Raw genomic sequence first — 17,958 nt, forward strand, 5'->3', positions numbered from 1 at the left:
CGCAATGAGCAACGACGATCGTACCCAATTCATGCCGACACCCGGTGGCCGTGGCGCCGACCCGGTCCGCCCGGAGGCTGGTCGCGGCCAGGCCGCGCCGCTTTCGATGCCGGCCGCGCCGCTTTTGATCGGCACGGCCGAAGGGCTCAACCCCCTGGAGAGCGCCGCCGGCCCGTTGCTGGCTTTGCTGACCCGCTTGCGCAACACCATTGCCCACCCGGCGCCGGCGAGCCTGCGGGCGCAATTACTGGCCTACCTGCGCCAGTTCGAGGAACGCGCCGAGGCTGCCGGCGTGGTGCGCAACGATGTGTTGCTGGCCCGTTACGCCTTGTGCACCGCCCTGGATGAAGCGGTGTTGAGTACACCGTGGGGTGGTGCCAGCGACTGGGGCAAACAGAGCCTGCTGATCACCGTGCACAACGAAGCCTGGGGCGGCGAGAAGGTGTTCCAGCTGTTGGAACATTGCCTGCAAAGCCCCCGCGAACGTTTGTATCTGCTGGAGCTGTTGTATCTGTGCATGTGCCTGGGTTTCGAAGGGCGTTATCGGGTCATGAACGACGGTCGCAGCCAACTGGAAGCCTTGCGTGAGCGCACCAGTGCGGTCATCCGCAGCGCTCGTGGCGATTATGAGCGTGAACTGTCGCCCCATTGGCGCGGTGTCACTGTGGCCCGCGACCGGCTGGCGCAATTCATGCCGCCTTGGATTGCCGTGGCCATCGGCGTGGCGTTACTGCTGGCACTGCTGTTCGGCCTGCGCTTGAAACTGGCCGCCGATGCCGAGCCGGTGTTTAAAAATATTCATGCGCTGGGCGAGATCCCGGTGCAGGCCATCGACCGTCCGGTGGTGCAACCGAAACTGATCGAGCGTCCCCGCCTGGCAGGCTTCCTCGCTGATGAAATCAAGGCCGGTCGGGTCGCTGTGGAAGATGCCGTTGACCGTTCAGTGGTGACCATCCGTGGCGATGAGCTGTTCGCCTCGGGCAGCGCCAGCATCGTCGACAATTTCCAGCCGCTGATGCTGCGCATCGCCGATGCCGTTCGCAAGGTCAAGGGCCAGGTCCGGGTGACCGGCCACAGTGATAATCGCCCGATTGCCACCTTGCGGTTTCCATCGAATTGGGCCTTGTCCGAGGCGCGGGCCAATTCGGTACTGCAAATCCTTTCAGCCAAGACCGGCCAGCCCGAACGCTTCAGCGCCGAAGGCCGCAGCGACACCGAACCGTTGGCCTCGAACGCTACAACAGAGGGCCGCGCACGCAATCGTCGGGTCGAAATCACAGTGTTGGCGGAGGGGGTCGAGTGAAGGCGTTTTTCAGTTTTATCATCCGCTGGGTCATTCCGTTGCTGGGGCTGATCGCCCTGAGCCTGATCATCTGGTTTGTCGGGCCGCTACTCGAATTCCTGGTGCCCGAAGGTCGGCGCTGGGCGCTGATCATTCTGGTGTTCGCGGTGTGGATCGCCTATCGGGTGTTTCGCATTATCCAGGCGCGCCGTCAGGCCGCCGAAGTGATGCGCAGCCTGGCGGCGCAAACCCCGTCGGATCCGACCAGCATCGCCACCTCTGAGGAGCTCGAAACCCTGCGCCAGCGCATGGACGAAGCCTTGGCGCTGTTGAAGAAAGCCAAGCTGGGCGGTGACGAGCGCCGTAACCTGTATGAACTGCCGTGGTACGTGATCATCGGCCCGCCGGGTTCAGGCAAGACCACGGCGCTGGTCAATTCCGGGCTGCATTTTCCGTTGGCGGCGCAGTTGGGCGCCGGGGCAGTCCGTGGTGTCGGTGGCACGCGCAATTGCGATTGGTGGTTTACCGATCAGGCCGTGCTGCTCGACACCGCAGGGCGCTACACCACCCAGGACAGCGACGCGACAGTCGATAAAGCCGCGTGGCTGGGTTTTCTCGGCCTGTTGAAAAAACAGCGGGCCCGGCGTCCGATCGACGGCGCGTTTATCGCCATCAGCCTCTCCGACTTGCTGCTGGGCAGCGACGCCGAGCGCGCTGCCCATGCCGCCGCGATCCGTCTGCGTATCCAGGAGCTGTACACGCAACTGGGCGTGCGCTTTCCGATCTACCTGATGCTGACCAAGCTCGATCTGGTGCCAGGGTTCATGGAGTATTTCGATACCCTGAGCAAGGAAGAACGGGCCCAGGTCTGGGGTATGACTTTTGCCCTGGACGACGGCAAAAACAATGACAGCCCACTGGCCCATCTGCAAAGCGAATTCACCGGCCTGGAACGGCGCCTCAACGATCGTTTGGTGGAGCGTTTGCAACAGGAGCGCGACCCGGCGCGGCGCGATCTGATCTACGGCTTCCCGCAACAGTTCGGCGCGTTGAAAGATTGCCTGCAAAGCTTCCTTGAGGGCGTATTCAAACCCAACGCCTTTGAAGAGCGGGTGCTGTTGCGCGGGGTGTATTTCACCAGCGGCACCCAGGAAGGCAGCCCGATTGACCGGCTGATCGGCTCCATGGCCCAGAGCATGAACCTGGACCGCCAGCACCTGGCGCGCCAGAACGGCACCGGGCGCAGTTACTTCATCGAAAAACTCTTCAGCGCCGTGGCCTTTGCCGAGCGTGGGCTGGTGGGGGTTAACCCGAAAGTCGAACGTCGGCGCAAGTGGATCGCCCGGGGCGTGCTGGCCTCGACCGTGGCCCTGGTGCTGGTGGTCGGGACCTTGTGGTGGGTCAGTTACCGCGCCAATCAGGCGTATATCGCGCAAGTCGATCAGAAAGTCGCGCCCCTGGGCCAGTCCGTGCAGAACCTCAGCCCGGCACAACGGGACGTACTTGCAGTGTTGCCTTTGCTCAACGCGGTGAAGCACCTGGCCGACGATTCGCCGAACTGGGCCGAAGGCCTGGGCCTGTATCAGGGCGACATGCTTGAAGCCGAGTCTGGCAGCGTCTATCGCAAGTTGTTGATCGCGGTCTTCGCGCCACGCTTGCTCACGCGCATCGAAGAGCAATTGCACGGCGGCGGCAATTCGGACTTCCTTTACGAAGGTTTGAAGGCCTACCTGATGCTCGCCGACAGCGAGCATTACGATGCCGACTTCATCAAGGCGTGGATCGCCCTGGACTGGGATCGCAGCCTGCCGCGCGACTTGCCGGCCGAGCAGCGTCTGGCCCTGGAGGAGCACTTGCAGGCGCTGTTCGAGCGCCATCCGCCCACCGCACGTCTGGACCCGCGCCTGATCGACGATCTGCGTCGGCAGTTGCAGCAGCTGCCAGTGGCCCAGCGCGTCTATGACCGGGTCAAGCGGCAGAAACTGCCGGACGGCATTCCGGACTTTCGTATCAACGAAGCGGCCGGGCGCGATGCCGCGCTGGTGTTCAGCCGCAAGAGCGGCAAGCCGCTGGGCGAACCCTTGAGCGGCTTCTTCACGGCCAAGGGTTACCGCCAAGGGTTTTTGCTGACCAGCCTGAACCAGACCGGCACTCTGGCCGAGGAGCAATGGGTGCTCGGTCGCGACCAGGCAGAACAACAGAACGTCGTCAGCCTGGCCGCCGACGTACGCCGTCTGTATTTCCAGGATTACCAGCGCCAGTGGGATGCCTTGCTGGCTGATATCGACTTCGTGCCGATCACCAGCGTGGCCCAGGCCGCCGATGTGTTGCGGGTGATTTCCGGCCCGACCTCGCCGTTGAAAAAACTGCTGGTAGCAGTGGCGAAGGAAACCGACCTGCAACAGGAAGAACGCCTGCTGGCCGCCAAGGGCGCGCCGGTGGAGGGCGGGGTCGACAAGCTCAAGGAGCGCCTGGGCAGCTTGCTCGGCCAGGAGCAGGCGACGCAAAACACAGCGGATGCCAGTGAAGATCCCATCACCGCGCATTTTGCCGAAATCAACAGCATCGTCAGCAAAAACGAAGGCGAGCCGGCGGCCATCGACGGCCTGCTGGCCGACATGAACGCCCTGTATGTGCAGGTCAGCGCCATGGTCGGCGCCAGCGGCGACGCCTTGCTCGGCGAAGCCAAGAACCAGGCCGCAGCGGCTGCGACACGGGTCAGCCTCAACGCCGAACGTCAGCCGCCGCTGGTGCAGGGCCTGGTCAAATCGGTGGTCAACTCCACCACCAACAGCATGATGGGCGGGGTACGCAATCAACTGAACGCGGCCTGGACCAGCGAAGTGGTGAACATCTATCGCCAGTCCCTGGCCGGGCGTTACCCAATGTCGCCGGGCAGTGCGCGGGATGCGACCCTGGACGACTTCGGCCAGTTCTTCGGCGTGGGCGGGGTGATGGACAACTATTTCCGCAAATACCTGCAGCCGTACGTGGATACCTCGACCCAGGCCTGGCGTTGGCAGCCGGGCGCCGCACAGAAGCTAGGCATTGCCCCGGGCGTGCTGCAAACCTTCCAGCGGGCAGCGACCATCCGGGATGCGTTTTTCCGTTCCGGCGGCACCCAGCCGATGGTGCGCTTCGAACTCAAGCCAGTGGCGATGGACGCCACCATCACCCAGTTTTTGCTCGACCTCGATGGCCAGCAATTGAGCTACGACCACGGCCCGAGCCGCCCCACCTCCATGCAATGGCCCAACCCCGGCAGCATCGGTGTGGTGCGGATCTCGATCATGCCGCCTTCAGCCAGCGGTCGTTCGGGTATCACCCTGGACGGGCCCTGGGCCTGGTTCCGTCTGCTGGAGCAATCGGACCTGACCGCCGGCAACTCGCCGGACCGCTTCAACCTGCGGCTGCGAGTCGACGGCGCCAGCGTCTCTTATGAGCTGCGGGCCAACAGCGCCTTCAACCCGTTCAAGAGCCGTGTACTCAGCGGTTTCAGCCTGCCGGAGCGTTTATGAGCACGCCGGGTTTCTATGGAAAGTTGGCCAGTCGCGGGGACTTTGTCAGCCGTGGCTTGCCGCAGAGTTTTATCGGCCCCTGGGATTCGTGGCTGGCGGCGGGCCTGCTCGCCAGCCAAAGCCTCGGGGACCGTTGGCTGGATGCCTATCTGGTCAGTCCGCTGTGGCGCTTCATGCTCGGGCCCGGTGTGTGTGGGCCGCAAGCCGCCGTTGGGGTGGTGATGCCGAGCATCGATCGGGTTGGCCGGTATTTTCCGCTGACCGTCGCGGTACTGCTGGATCACGACGCTGATCCGGCGTCGGTGGTAGGCGGCTCGGATGTCTGGTTTGAGCAAGTTGAGCAATTGCTGTTGAGCACGTTGAGCGTGGAGGCGAGCTTCGAAGCCTTCGGTGCAGGGCTGGAGACGCTGGGCGGCCCGGCATACCTGCCACGCGCGCCAAGCAGCCGTTTTGCCGGCCTGCATCGTTTTGATGCCACCGACCCGAAGGCGCGAATGACCGCGCTTGCCGAACTGGCCTGCGAAGGCGCAAGCCTGTGGTGGGGCCAGGGTTCGGAGCGTATCGCCCCTGCTTTATTGCGGTGCCAGGGCCTGCCGGCCGCCGCTGATTTTGCGCAATTTTTGCTCGGCCAAGAAGGTGTTGTGTAGATGTGTCCAAGCGTTGGAAAGACGTTCAAGTCCGCAAGCAAGAGCCATGTCGGCATGGTCCGCCAGGTTAACGAAGATGCTTGCCTGGACCGGCCGGAAAACGGCCTGTGGGTGGTCGCCGATGGCATGGGCGGGCACGCAGCTGGCGACTACGTCAGCAGTCTGATCGTCGATAGTCTGCGCAACGTTGCCGTAGGCCGTTCGCTGGATGAATACGTCGCGGCGCTGAAAACCGACCTGCTGCGGGTCAACGCCGCCGTGCGTGAAGAAACCGCCAACCGCGGCGTGACCATGATGGGCAGCACCGTGGTGGCGTTGGTGGCGCGTGACTTGCGCGGAGTGTGCCTGTGGGCGGGTGACAGCCGCTTGTATCGCCTGCGTGACGGCCTGCTCGAAGGCATCTCGCGGGACCACAGTTATGTTCAGGATCTGCAGGACAGCGGCCTGCTCAGCGAAGCTGAAGCCCGGGTGCATCCACGGTCCAATATTGTCACCCGCGCTGTTGGGGTAGGGGCGCAACTGGAGCTGGCGATGGTCGAGCTGCTGTTGATGCCTGGCGACAGTTACCTGCTGTGCAGCGATGGGCTGACCAAGACCGTCGAGGACCATGAAATCAGCGAGGTGCTGAGCCACGACGAACCCGGTGAAATCGCCAGCAGCCTGGTGTCCCTGGGTCTGATGCGCGGTGCTCCGGACAACATCACCGTCATCGTCGTGAAGGTGCCTTCATGAACCCCACCGTGAATATTCTGATCCCCGGCTATGACATCGTCGTCGAGATCGGCGAAGGCGCCATGGCCAGCGTTTACCTGGCGACCCAGCGCTCGCTGGAGCGCAAGGTGGCGCTGAAGGTCATGGCCGCCGCGCTGGCGGCCGACCCGAGTTTCTGCGAGCGTTTCCTGCGCGAAGGTAAAACCCTGGCGCGTCTGTCTCACCCGCATACGGTCACCATCCATGACATCGGCCATGTCGGTGAACTGTATTACATGGCCATGGAATTCCTGCCCAACGGCACGCTCAAGGAGCGCATCGCCGCCGGCCTGACGCCGGAACAGGGCCTGATCTACATCCGTCAGATCGCCTCGGCCCTGGGCTATGCCCATGGGCTGGGGCTGGTTCATCGCGACGTCAAACCGGCGAACATTCTGTTCCGCGCCGATGGCACAGCGGTGCTCTCGGACTTCGGCATCGCCAAGTCCATGGATGACCGAACCCAGTTCACCCAGGCCGGTTTCGCTGTCGGTACTCCCAGCTACATGAGCCCGGAACAGGCGCGCGGCCAGGATATCGATGGCCGAGCCGATCTTTATGCCTTGGGCGTGGTGCTCTACGAAATCCTCGTTGGCAAACTGCCGTATACCGGCAACGACGCACTCTCAACGGCCCTGGCGCATTTGACAGAACCGTTGCCGGAGCTGCCCGTGCACCACGGTCGCTATCAAGAGGTACTGCGCAAACTGTTGGCCAAGGATCCGGCCGACCGTTTCGCGGATGCAGCGGCGCTGTTGCAGGCGCTGGATAATCTGCCTCGGGAATCGATTGAAGCGACCACGATCCGGCCATTGCCAATTCCGGTAGTGCCGATTGCGGTGAGCAATGACCTGGCGGGACTGACGCCGGTGTCCATCGATATACCGACCGGCCCCGCGCAGCCACAACCTCGATCCAATCCTGTTCCGCCGACTGTGAAACCGACGCCGTCGTCCACGGTCTCGGAGCAGCGAAAGGGGCCGGTGTTCGCACTCGCCGCCGTCGCGGTGGCCGTGGCGCTGGTCTTGGGCGGCGCGGGTTATTGGTGGCTGTCCGGTGACGGCGAAGCCGACGCCAAGGTGCCGGTGGTTTCAGCACCGCCCGCCAGCCCGCCGCCGACCGTGGCGCCACCCGTAAAACCCCCTGTGGCGACGGAGATCGATGGCGGTCAGCGGCCGCTGCTGATGGCCGGCAAAAAAACCTTGTTCCAGCGAGTACTCAGCAAGCCGGGGGCGAAACTCGCCAGCGAACCGGGGGCCAACCCTGACAAGGCCTTGCCGGCGTTTTCCGTGCTTTACGTCTATCAGCGCAAAGAGGTTGATGGCAGCCCGTGGCTGCGTGTCGGCGCCGCCACCGACGGTCGCAGTGACGGCTGGTTGCCGGCCGCGCAAGTCAGCGACTGGAAGCAAAGCCTGGTGCTCAAGTTCACCGAGCGCTCCGGCCGCGCGCCGGTGATGTTCCTGCGTCAGCCCGGCGAAGTGGAGAGGCTGCTGGCAGATCCGTCGGCGGCAAAAAACCTGCTGCTCAAGGCCCAGCAGAATCGCGAAGACAACCAGCAGGTGCTGGCCCTGGAACCGGCCGCCAGTGCGGTTCCGCAGAACCAGTTTTACCTGTTGCCGATCTTCGATTCACGCGAGAGCTTCGATGAGAACGGCCAGCCGGTGCAGTTGCTGAACGTCGCATCCATCGACCCCGGTGATGCTCCGAAGGCCGCTGCCAACAACACGCCAATCACTACCGCTAACGCCGACGCGTTCCGCACCGCCGTGGTGTTGGTCGTTGACACCACCGTGTCCATGCAGCCCTACATCGATCAGGTCCGCGACGTAGTACACCAACTGCAAACCCGTATCGCCGAGCGGGGCGAGCAGGACAGTGTCAGCTTCGGCCTGGTGGGGTTTCGCAGCAGCACCCAGAAAACCCCGCGCCTGGAATATGTCGCCAAAACCTTGATCACCCTGGACCAGGGCCGCGACCCACAGCGCTTCATGGACCTGGCGCGGCAGGTCAAGGCGTCCACGGTCTCCAGCCATTCGTTCAACGAAGATGCGTTTGCCGGTGTGATGGAAGCGGTCGAGGGCATGGACTGGTCCGGCTATGGCGGGCGCCTGATTCTGTTGGTCACCGATGCCGGTGCCTTGCGCAAGAACGACCCGTATGCCGCCACGCAAATGAACGAGGCCGAAGTGCGCCAGGCTGCGCTGGGCAAGCAGATCAAGATCTACGCCTTGCACCTGCTCAGCGATGCCGGCAAGAAAACCCACAGCGGTGCGCAAAGCCAGTATCGCACCCTGACCGCCGACGCCAACCCGCAGATCGGCGACCTGTACATTCCGGTGCCGGGCGCCGATGTACGCAAGTTCGGTGAGCGGGTGGACGAGATCGGTTCGGTGTTTGCCGACCTGGTGCATCAGGTGCGTGGCAACAAGCCGCAAACCGTGCCGCTGCTGAGCGCCGCGCCGAGCCTGAGCGACAAATCGGCGGCCGTCGGTTATGCGATGCACATGGACTTCCTGGGGCGTAAAGCCGCCAGCCAGGCGCCGCAACTGGTCAGCGCCTGGACCGCCGACCGCGACCTGACCAACCCGGCACTGCCGGCATTTCAGGTGTGCGTGATGCTGACCAAGTTGCAGCTCAACGACTTGCAGCAATCGCTGAAACTGATCGTCGATGCGGCCCGCAAGACCCAGACCTCGCCGAAGAATTTCTTTCAGGAAATCGCCAGCGCCAGTGCCTATATGAGCCGCGATCCGTCGGCCTTGCGCAAGGGTGGCAACCTGGCCGATGGCGGGGTTCTGGGTGAGTACCTGGAAGGGCTGCCCTACCGCAGCAAATCGCTGAACATGACCCAGGATTTGTGGCTTTCCCTGAGCGTGGCCGAGCAGGAGGATTTTATCGACGAGCTGGATTCGAAGATCCGCCTCTACGAAACCTTCCACAACGACCTGGCCAACTGGGTGCGTTTCGGTGATGCCGAACCGGGTGATGCCTTGTACCGCGTTCCATTGTCGACGCTGCCGTGATGCTGAACATGAGCGCAGTGCACAAACACCGGGGCGCCGGCAGTCAACGCTACAGCCTGGTGATCCCTCGGCTGCAACTGCGTGCCGGTGAGCAACTGGCGGTGGTCGGTCCCAGTGGCTGTGGCAAAAGCACGTTGCTCGATTTGCTGGCGCTGGTGCTGGCTCCGGATCAGGCCGGGCAGTTTGATTTTTCGCCCGGCCAAACCCGCACGGACATTACCGGGCTGTGGCGCGCAGATGCGCAAAGTGCCTTGGCGGACCTGCGCCGTCGGCACTTGGGCTACGTGCTGCAAACCGGTGGCCTGCTGGAGTTTCTGGACGTGCGCGGCAACATCGACCTGTCGCGCAAACTGCTCGGTTTGAAAGACGACGGCAGCGTGGATCGCTTGGCCGGGGCGTTGGATATCGTCGATCAACTGGGCAAGAAGCCGGGCGACTTGTCCGTCGGCCAACGGCAACGGGTGAGTTGCGCCCGCGCTCTGGCCCATGGGCCGCGTTTGCTGCTGGCCGATGAACCGACCGCCGCCCTCGATCCGCTGAACGCGGAACGAGTGATGCAGTTGCTGGTGACCCAGGCCCGCGAACATGGCGTGTGCTGCGTCGTCGCCACCCACGACGAATCACTGGCCCGCGCCAGCGGTTTGCAGGTGCGGCGCATCCGTTGTCATCGCGACGTTGATGGCGGTGTCACCGCCACCCTCGGGGAGGCCTGCTGATGCGCAGTGCGCTGGTGGCTTCCCTGGCTTGGCAAGATTACCGCAACGATGCGTGGCTGTCGGCCTGTTCGGTACTGGCGCTGGTGGCGGTGGTCGCGCCGTTGTTGGTGCTGTTCGGCTTGAAATTCGGCCTGGTCAGCAGTTTGACCGAGCGCCTGGAAAACGACCCGGCCACCCGGGAAATCATTCCCTTGGGCGGCGGTCGGTTCAGTGCTGCGTTTATCGAACAGTTGAGCCGGCGCGACGACGTGGCTTTCGCCTTGCCACGCACCCGGCAGATTGCCGCGACGGCGGATCTGAGCACTGGCGCTTCGACGGTGACCGTCGAAATGATCCCCACCGCCGCCAACGACCCCTTGCTCGGCAGTCTGCCGGTGCCCCAAGGGCTGGATCAGGTGCTGCTCAGCCAGACCGCCGCCGAAAAGGTCGGGGCCAAGGCCGGTGATTGGCTGCAGGCCAGCGTCGGTCGGCAAGTGGCCGGTCGTGGCGAGGCGCAGCGCACTCGCGTCCAGGTGCTGCGCGTACTGCCGCTGGAAGCCTTCGCCCGGGACGGGTTGTTCGCACCGTTGGCCCTGTTGGAAGCGGCTGAAGATTACCGGGACGGCCGCGCCGTGTCGGCGTTCAACTGGCCGGGGGAGTCGGTGGGTGTGACGGAGCAACGGGTGTACCCGGCGTTTCGTCTGTACGCCCGTCGTCTCACCGATGTCGAGCCGCTGCGCCAGTACTTCGCCGCACAGAATCTGCTGGTCTCGACCCAGGCCCAGGCCATCGCCCAGGTGCAATCGCTGAGCCGCAACCTGTCGATCGTATTCTGGATCATCGCCGGATTGGCTTTGTCGGGAGCGTTCGCGGCGATTTTTGCCGGTGCGCTGGCGGCGGTCGAGCGCAAGCGTCGAGCGTTGTCGGTGTTGCGCCTGCTGGGGTTTTCCACGGCGGCGCTGTTGCTGTTTGTTGTGTTGCAGGCGCTGTACAGCGCCGGCCTCGCGGCCCTGTTGAGCGCCGGGCTGTATGGCCTGGCGCAATCGGGCCTGAACCATTTATTTGCGCAGGCGCCGGGCGAATACGCCAGTCATCTGCTGGCGCATCACTACGCATGGGCCCTGGTGGCGGTGCTCGGCGTCAGCGTCGTGGCGGCGGCCTGTGGTGGCTGGCGAGTGGCGCGTATCCAGGCGTTTGAAGGAATCCGAGATGTATAAGTTATTGGGCGCCGCCGTGGCGCTGAGCCTGGCCAGCATGGTCTGGGCGGATGAAAGTACAGACAAACTGGACAACCCCAAGCCGCTGGCCGACGACGTCGGCCTGCCGCTGCCGTGCGAAGGGCAGATGGTGTTCCGTTACGTCTACATCCTGGCGCAAGGCACTCTGGACGACCGCGAGATCAGCCTCGGCTATCCCTTCAGCGAGGGCGAGTCCGGTTATCAACAGTCGTTCATTTCCGGTTACCGCCGGGACTTTATCAACGGCCAGTTCACCCTCAAGGATCTGCCCAAGGATTGGGGCAAGACCATCACGCCGTTGATGCCGAAGACGGACGCCAAGACCCCGCTCAAGCCGATGCTCTATTTCATCGGCAAATACGAAGTCACCGCCCGTCAATACGCTCAGGTCATGGCCCAGGCGCAATCGCTGGCCAGCGGCGAGCCGGCGCCCACCTGCGAGGCATTGCAAGCCGAGGCGCCGCAAGGCATGGCCGGGCGTTTGCCCAAGGTGAAGCTGTCGCGATTCGAGGCCGAACGCTTTTCGGCGGTGTACAGCGCCTGGCTGATGAAATACCACAAGGACCTGCTACCGGTGAGCGGTCGCGGCACCTCGGCGGAAGAGGGCGGGCTGGGTTTTGTGCGCTTGCCGACCGAGGTCGAATGGGAATTTGCTGCCCGTGGCGGGCAGGCCATTAGCCGTCAGGACCTGGAAGGGCGTCTGTTTCCCCGGCGTCTGGAAGGCAGCGAAAGCGACGGGCCACTGGCCGACTGGGCAGTCTTCAATCAGGTCGCCGGTGGCACCGGCCAGGCAGCGCGTCTGATGCCGATCGGTACCAAACTGCCAAACCCCATCGGCCTGTTCGACGTGATCGGCAACGCCGCCGAGATGGTCCAGGAGTCCTTCCAGCTCGTGCACGCCGGACGCCGCCAAGGCACCTACGGCGGCTTCGTGGTCAAGGGCGGCAACTACCTGGAAGGCGAGGGCACCTTGTTCACCGGGATGCGTCGCGAGTACCCGCTGTTCGCCGCTGACGGCACCGAGCAAAACAACGAAACCACCGGGTTCCGGGTGGCGATTGGCGCGTTGTCGGCGCCACGTTCGCGCTACAAGGAATTGTTTGCCCAATGGCAGAAAGAAGGTCGGTTGGCTTCGCTGACCGATGCCATCGACGACGCCCAGGACCCGACCAAACGCCTGGACAGCATCATTGCTGCCAGCGTCGACCCGCGCCTGCAAGCCGAGTTGGGGCTGGTCAACGAAGAGCTCAAGCGCAACGTCTCGCTCATCGCCCAGCAGCGTGAGGAAGCGGCCGGCAACCTGATCCAGTCGGCGGCCCTGGTGGCCGAGACCGTCAACAACTACAACATTCGCCTGACCAATTTGCAGAAGAGTCGCCAGCAGGCCGTGGACGCCAAGGACGAGGCCAGCGCCAAGCTGTTCGCTACCGCCATCGACAATGGCCGCAGCGCGCTGGACGGCGCGGTGGCGATCTACATCGACAACCTGGCGACCGGCACGCGCTACACCGATGCCGTGATCCAGGCGCAGTTTCAACGCATCAAGGAAGAGTTGGAGCGCAAGCCGGTACTGGGCAAAAGCCTGGTAACGCGCGCAACGTTATTCGTTCGCCATGTCGGTGATTATCGTCAGCAACGACGAGCCGACCCGGCGGCGATATTGAAGGAATTGCTCGCATCGAACGCCCAGCGGTCTTGATCGTTCGTTGTACAGCGAGCTTGGAAGGGACTCAGGCGGCGGTGGGCCGTGCTGAGCTGGTCAAACTTAAAAGAGAACACAACTATGCTTTCCTCCCGTAAACCTTTTGCTTCGCTTTCCAAGCGTCACTTGCTGCTGATGGCCGTTGGCTTCAGCACCGTACTGACCGGTTGCGCCACGTCGCCGACCTCCAAGGTCGCCTCGAGCACCAAGGTCGAGTACTACCCGAACTGCTACGAGCCGGTGCAGCACCTGCGTGCCACCGATTCGAACATGACCAAGTCGGTCGTCACCGGCGCGGCTGTCGGCGCTGTCGGCGGTGCACTGCTGGGCGCCCTGACCGATTCCGAGAACCGTGGCCGCAACGCCGCCATCGGTGCAGCGGGCGGTGCCCTGGCGGGCGGCGCGGCCGGTTACTACACCGAGCGCCAGAAGCAGATCGCCGATGACAACCAGCGCATCGCGTCCTACGCCTCCGACGTCAACAAAAGCGCCGCCGACATCGATCGCAGCACCGCGTACGCCAAGACTTCGCAGCAGTGCTACCAGAACGCGTTCACCAAACTGGTCGCCGACCGCAAGGCCAAGACCGTCAACGACACCGAAGGCCGCAAGCGCCTGGCAGAAATCGTCGCGGGCCTCAAAGAGTCCAACGACCTGATCGTTGCGGTTAACGGTAAAGCCAGCGAAGACCTGAACAACTACACCCAGGCCTACGAAAAAGACCTGCAGCAAGTCGGCGTACAGCGCACTGACGTGGTCACCGTGGCAACCGCCGATACCACGCCAGTCGTGGCACCGACCAAGAGCAAAAAAGCGGTGAAACCGGCGAAAAAACCGGTGCTGCCAACCGTGCCGAAAGAAGCGGTCACCACCGAGAAAACCCTGCAGACCGCACAAGCCAAACAGGCTGAAAGCAAACAGGTCGCCAGCGCAGGCACCACTCAAGTCAACAGCATGTGCAAGAACCCGGACCTGGGCGATTGGGCACCGGTGCCTTGCCCGAATGCTTGATTGAGTTTTTGTAGTTCTTTGATCATTCCCACGCGCTTTGCGTGGGAGTGATCTGTACTGGTTACACCTTGGCGCTGTGCGCCGCCATCTCCTGCGCTTGCAAATGATCCAGCGCTCGTTTCACCAACCACTAAACCCATTCGTAATTCTGCTGAGCGCCGTGCCCCAGCTATTGGAAACCCTCACGAAGTGCGATTCCGGATCATCAAAAAAAGGGGACATGAAGTCCCCTTTCTCTATTCGTGGTTTCGCTACGCCTTGGTCCGATGCTCCGACTGGTGACTGAAGAAGCCAATAACCTGACTTGTTTCACCTTCGCCAAGTCCCATCAGTCCGAATCCGGACAAGGGATTTGCTGTACGGACAGTTCGGCGATCCCGACCCTTACATCGCTCTGCGATTCCGGGCGTCACGGATGGGGAAAAATCCTCCTCGGAGCAGGGATGAAGCTGACAGTAAAAGCAGACGAAGGCTTCATCAGACTCGATGCGGGTGGGGTTACCGTGGTTTGGCTAATGGCCACTCAAGCCAGCTATTGCTATTAATTTGCAGGATGCAGAAATGACAGAGCCACTTGATTTCAAGAGCAATTACACCGGCGGTGACTACGTATACCTGATGGGCGGGGACGGCTTCAAAACGAACGCGGCAGGTAAAAAACTGATCGATTGTTCACATATGGTGAACTTGTTGCTGACAAGCGCCGGTTACAACATTCCGTTTGAAGACACGCGTGTCATGCAAAACTCCACCTACTACACAACGGTTCTGCCGCAAGACGTGAGACGGGGTGACATCGCTCTTTGGATTAAAGCGCCCCCTAACTCCGCCAATTCACCTGTGTTTCATACGGGCATCGTTGAAGACTTCAATCCTGCTACCAACGTTGGACACTTCTTTGGTGCTCAAACGAGTACCGGTCCTGCCACAGCGAAATTCGGCCCAAAACCTGCGAGTTACTACTGGCCCATCGTGACCAAATTCCTCAGAGCGAAGGATGCATTCAGAACAGCAGCACCTGCTCTTGCAGGCGTTTCGGATTTCGCACTTTAGACACTCATCGAGAGCGCGCCGATCAAGGCGCGCTCTTTATTGGGTTTACGTCTTGGCTCGATGCTCCGCCGGATTCGGCGAATCAATATGATCCAGCGCTCGCTCCACCAACAACCGGACTCCATCCGCCAATCTGCTGAGCGCCAAGGCTAAGGAGCGTCGTGCACCGTCCGCGTCATCGGCCAGGTTGGCGGCGATGGCGCTGATGGACAGCAGGTCTTCTGAGGCGTTGGCCAGGAGGGCTTCGGTGTCGATGTCGGGGGAGACGGTGAAGAGCTTGCCTTTGCGTTTGGGTTTTTCGTTGGGTGGTGGGGCGAAATGGTGGTCGAGGGCGCGTTCGGCGGCTTCGTGGAGTTTTCTGGAATCGAAGGATTCGTAGGGGGATGTGGCTTCGTTTTCTGGTGGATTCGGTGTCGGCTTGATCATAGATGTAGCTTCCTGGAATTAAGAGGCTGACACCGTTTCGCTTTGCACTTCGAAGGAGGTGGCAGCTGTGCGTTGGTGTGCAAGACCGGTCCAGGTGCCCGGCAGACCCGAAGGTCTCCGACGCACAGCCGCCATAACGATCCGCGAGCATAGGAAAACGCTCGATGAATTGCTATCAACGATTGTGCACCTGAACCGGACTTGCACGTCCGAGTCACCGATTTTGCGGCGACGAACAGAGGTTATCGATGAGGGATCAAGCTGCCTAGTTCATGGACAGCCCGGCGTTTTGAAGGAAATGTCCGATAAGTTTGAGGGCATCAAGATCAAAAGATCGCAGCCTTCGGCAGCTCCTACAGGAATGTGTTTCTTCAGGTGTAGGGCGGGTGTTGGGTGTGACGCGGAGCGTCACGGGTTGCATTCCCACGCGGGAGCGTGGGAACGATCAAGGTGGAGGCGGGGAAAGTGTGACTTGGCGGTCATCATGCGGGAAAAGCGGTTCATCTTCTTCTAACGCAACCCGACGGTGGCGTTCTCGCTTGAAGCCGCTACACTGCGCCGGCCGTTCACTTTTCTCTTGAGGCTGTGCGCATGAAATTTCGTTTTCTTCTGTGGATGCTGGGTTTGTTGATGGGTAAGGCCAGTCGGACTAATCCTGCGTTTCAGCAGCAGTTGGGTGACAAGGCATTGGTGTTTCAGCTACAGACCCTGGACGGGAAAGTGGCGCGGCATTTCGTGGTGAAGGATCAGCGCATTACCAGCAAGTCCGGCGTGTATGCCGAGCCGGCGTTTGCGATTGCGTTCAAGGATGCGGCGTATGGCTTTGCCACGATGCAGGCGAAGAACAAGCAGTTGGCGTTTATGACGGGGATTCAGGACAAGTCGATTCAGATCAAGGGCAACCCGGCGCTGGTGATGTGGTTTCAGGGGTTGACCAAGTATTTGAAGCCGCGGAAGGCTAAGGCTTGAGTTTCGCGTGATGCGGTGACGCGGAGCGTCACGGGATGCATTCCCACGCAGAGCGTGGGAACGATCAATGGGGTCAGGTAGACCGAGGTGGACTCATCGCGAGCAGGCTCGCTCCCACAGGATTTAGGTGATCTCTGTGGGAGCGTGGCCTGCCCGCGATGCTTTTTAAGCCTGGCTGAATTGCGAAGCCAGTTCACGCAGCAGCACTTCAGCCTCAAGCACTTTGCTGACCACGTCGTTGGCTCTGTCGCGAGTCAGCCCCACACGCTCCAGCAAGGCATCCGGAATATCTTCGTCCGGGCCGGAGCCGATGCCGCGACCGCGCAGCAGGCGCACGGCCAGGCAGACGAGGTTCGGGTATTCGGCGTAGTCGCCGTCGTAGCTTGGGTCGTGCTGGAAGCGCAGGGCGGTGGCCAGTTCGTCGGGCATGTCCCAGAAGCGCATCAGCCATGAGCCGATCTGTTCGCGGCTGATGCCCAGCAGGTGTTGTTCCACGTAGCTGTGGCACAGGTGTGGGTTGACTTCCAGGTGGCGGCAGATCAGCGAGAAGTGCGGCGGGAATACATGGGCCAGCAGCAGGTAACCGAAGTTGTGCAGCAGGCCGGCGAGGTAGGTCAGGCCGGCTTCCGGGCGCTGGGCGCGGGGCATGGCGCGGGTCAGGCCTTCGATGACGGCGGCGGTGTAGATCGATTGCTGCCAGTACGGCGTGGTGTGTTGCGGGTGGTCTTTGGGCAGGCTCAGGGTTTTGCCCAAGGCCAGGCCCAGCGCCAGGTTGATCACCAAGTCGAAACCCAATACCCGGACAATCGCGTCTTCTACTGAACGAATCTTGCCCGGCGAGGCGTAGTACGGCGACGCCGCCCAACTGACGACTTGTGCGGCCAGGGCCGGGTCGGTTTCGACGACGCCGGTGATGTCGTCGATGGTGGCGTTGGGGTCGACGCGCAATTTGATTATTTTCTGCGCGGTTTCGGCCAGCGGCGGAATCTCGATGGTTTCTTCCAGGCGTTGCTGGATGCGTCGCGCGGTGAACGCTTGAACGGCCTGGGTGATTTCCTCGCGGTCATCGTCGGGGCGGTCGAGGTTTGGACGGATGCGGTTCACGGCTTCGCCGAAATTGCCGGCGCTGGCCTTGGTCAGCATGGTTTTGAAATCGTCGCTGGAGATTTCCAGCAGCACGCCCGGCTCGCCCGAGTTGATCAGCAACGTCGGTTCGCGCAGCAGGCTTTCTTCATACAGGCACGGCGAACTGGTGAGCGCCGGCAGGCCGGGCAGCAGGCTCAGGCTGTGTTTACCGAGCATTTTTACCAGGCGTTCGGTGGATACGGCGGTCAACCGGCGGCCGGTGAGTTCGGCGAGGCGGTTGAGGTCCAGCAATTGGCTCTGGGGGAACAGCACCATGAGCGCGCCGACGGCATCGTCGAGCAAGACTGCCTGCACCTTACGCGCGGCGTTCAGGCCGTGATGGTCGAGGACTTCTTCATAGGCGATGCCCAGCTTGCCGAGCAGCAGCCGAATAACAGACGGAGCGTGCGGGGTTTCAGGGGCGAGGGCAACGTCGGTCATGGTCTGTATCCGTTTGCAAACAATTGCAGGAGTATAACCAGCTTGTTTAAAGCCAGGGTCCGGAAACTGCAACAGTGC

At 62.2% G+C, this 17,958-nt stretch carries 13 protein-coding genes; 11 read left to right on the plus strand and 2 right to left on the minus strand.

Annotated elements, in window-relative coordinates; translation table 11 throughout:
* Window positions 1–4: 4 nt before the first annotated feature.
* From ACZ9IM_RS23390 to ACZ9IM_RS23435, 10 genes are all read left to right on the plus strand, one after another.
* Window positions 5–1,303 carry a DotU family type VI secretion system protein gene (locus ACZ9IM_RS23390; protein ID WP_429388324.1) on the plus strand — a complete coding sequence of 433 codons (1,299 nt, stop codon included), beginning with the start codon at window positions 5–7 and terminating at the stop codon, window positions 1,301–1,303.
* On the plus strand, window positions 1,300–4,800 hold the full coding sequence (gene tssM / locus ACZ9IM_RS23395; RefSeq protein WP_476225056.1) for a type VI secretion system membrane subunit TssM: 3,501 nt from the start codon (window positions 1,300–1,302) through the stop codon (window positions 4,798–4,800). Before ACZ9IM_RS23390 ends, tssM begins: the two co-directional genes overlap by 4 nt.
* A complete protein-coding gene (gene tagF, locus ACZ9IM_RS23400) occupies window positions 4,797–5,447 on the plus strand; it encodes a type VI secretion system-associated protein TagF (RefSeq protein WP_427624039.1) in 651 nt (216 codons plus the stop codon). Before tssM ends, tagF begins: the two co-directional genes overlap by 4 nt.
* Entirely contained in the window at window positions 5,448–6,179 is a 732-nt protein-coding gene (locus ACZ9IM_RS23405) for a PP2C family protein-serine/threonine phosphatase (RefSeq protein ID WP_192345089.1), read from the plus strand.
* Complete coding sequence (locus ACZ9IM_RS23410) at window positions 6,176–9,220, plus strand: serine/threonine-protein kinase (RefSeq protein WP_476225057.1); 3,045 nt, start codon at window positions 6,176–6,178, stop codon at window positions 9,218–9,220. The genes ACZ9IM_RS23405 and ACZ9IM_RS23410 overlap by 4 nt, the downstream gene beginning before the upstream one ends.
* Window positions 9,220–9,936 (plus strand): ABC transporter ATP-binding protein, encoded by a 717-nt coding sequence (locus ACZ9IM_RS23415; protein WP_476225058.1) that lies wholly within the window; start codon window positions 9,220–9,222, stop codon window positions 9,934–9,936. The genes ACZ9IM_RS23410 and ACZ9IM_RS23415 overlap by 1 nt, the downstream gene beginning before the upstream one ends.
* Window positions 9,936–11,132: an ABC transporter permease gene (locus ACZ9IM_RS23420; RefSeq protein ID WP_476225059.1), complete on the plus strand. Its 1,197-nt coding sequence runs from the start codon at window positions 9,936–9,938 to the stop codon at window positions 11,130–11,132. Before ACZ9IM_RS23415 ends, ACZ9IM_RS23420 begins: the two co-directional genes overlap by 1 nt.
* 37 nt (window positions 11,133–11,169) lie before the next feature.
* Window positions 11,170–12,852: a formylglycine-generating enzyme family protein gene (locus ACZ9IM_RS23425; protein WP_476225103.1), complete on the plus strand. Its 1,683-nt coding sequence runs from the start codon at window positions 11,170–11,172 to the stop codon at window positions 12,850–12,852.
* 84 nt (window positions 12,853–12,936) lie between these two features.
* Complete coding sequence (gene tagQ / locus ACZ9IM_RS23430; protein ID WP_192345084.1) at window positions 12,937–13,866, plus strand: type VI secretion system-associated lipoprotein TagQ; 930 nt, start codon at window positions 12,937–12,939, stop codon at window positions 13,864–13,866.
* 561 nt (window positions 13,867–14,427) lie between these two features.
* A complete protein-coding gene (locus ACZ9IM_RS23435; RefSeq protein ID WP_476225060.1) occupies window positions 14,428–14,919 on the plus strand; it encodes a hypothetical protein in 492 nt (163 codons plus the stop codon).
* A 45-nt stretch (window positions 14,920–14,964) separates the two neighbouring features.
* On the opposite strand, the gene ACZ9IM_RS23440 is transcribed toward ACZ9IM_RS23435, so the two are convergent.
* Window positions 14,965–15,345, minus strand: a complete 381-nt coding sequence (locus ACZ9IM_RS23440; RefSeq protein ID WP_427624045.1) for a DUF6124 family protein — start codon at window positions 15,343–15,345, stop codon at window positions 14,965–14,967.
* A gap of 591 nt (window positions 15,346–15,936) precedes the next feature.
* Between ACZ9IM_RS23440 and ACZ9IM_RS23445 the strand changes: the two genes are divergently transcribed.
* Window positions 15,937–16,314 carry an SCP2 sterol-binding domain-containing protein gene (locus ACZ9IM_RS23445; protein WP_476225061.1) on the plus strand — a complete coding sequence of 126 codons (378 nt, stop codon included), beginning with the start codon at window positions 15,937–15,939 and terminating at the stop codon, window positions 16,312–16,314.
* 165 nt (window positions 16,315–16,479) lie between these two features.
* Here ACZ9IM_RS23445 and ACZ9IM_RS23450 read toward each other — a convergent pair whose 3' ends face one another.
* Window positions 16,480–17,880, minus strand: a complete 1,401-nt coding sequence (locus ACZ9IM_RS23450) for an aminoacyl-tRNA deacylase and HDOD domain-containing protein (RefSeq protein WP_476225062.1) — start codon at window positions 17,878–17,880, stop codon at window positions 16,480–16,482.
* Between the last annotated feature and the right edge of the window lie 78 nt (window positions 17,881–17,958).

This window comes from Pseudomonas sp. TE12508, from assembly GCF_056279485.1.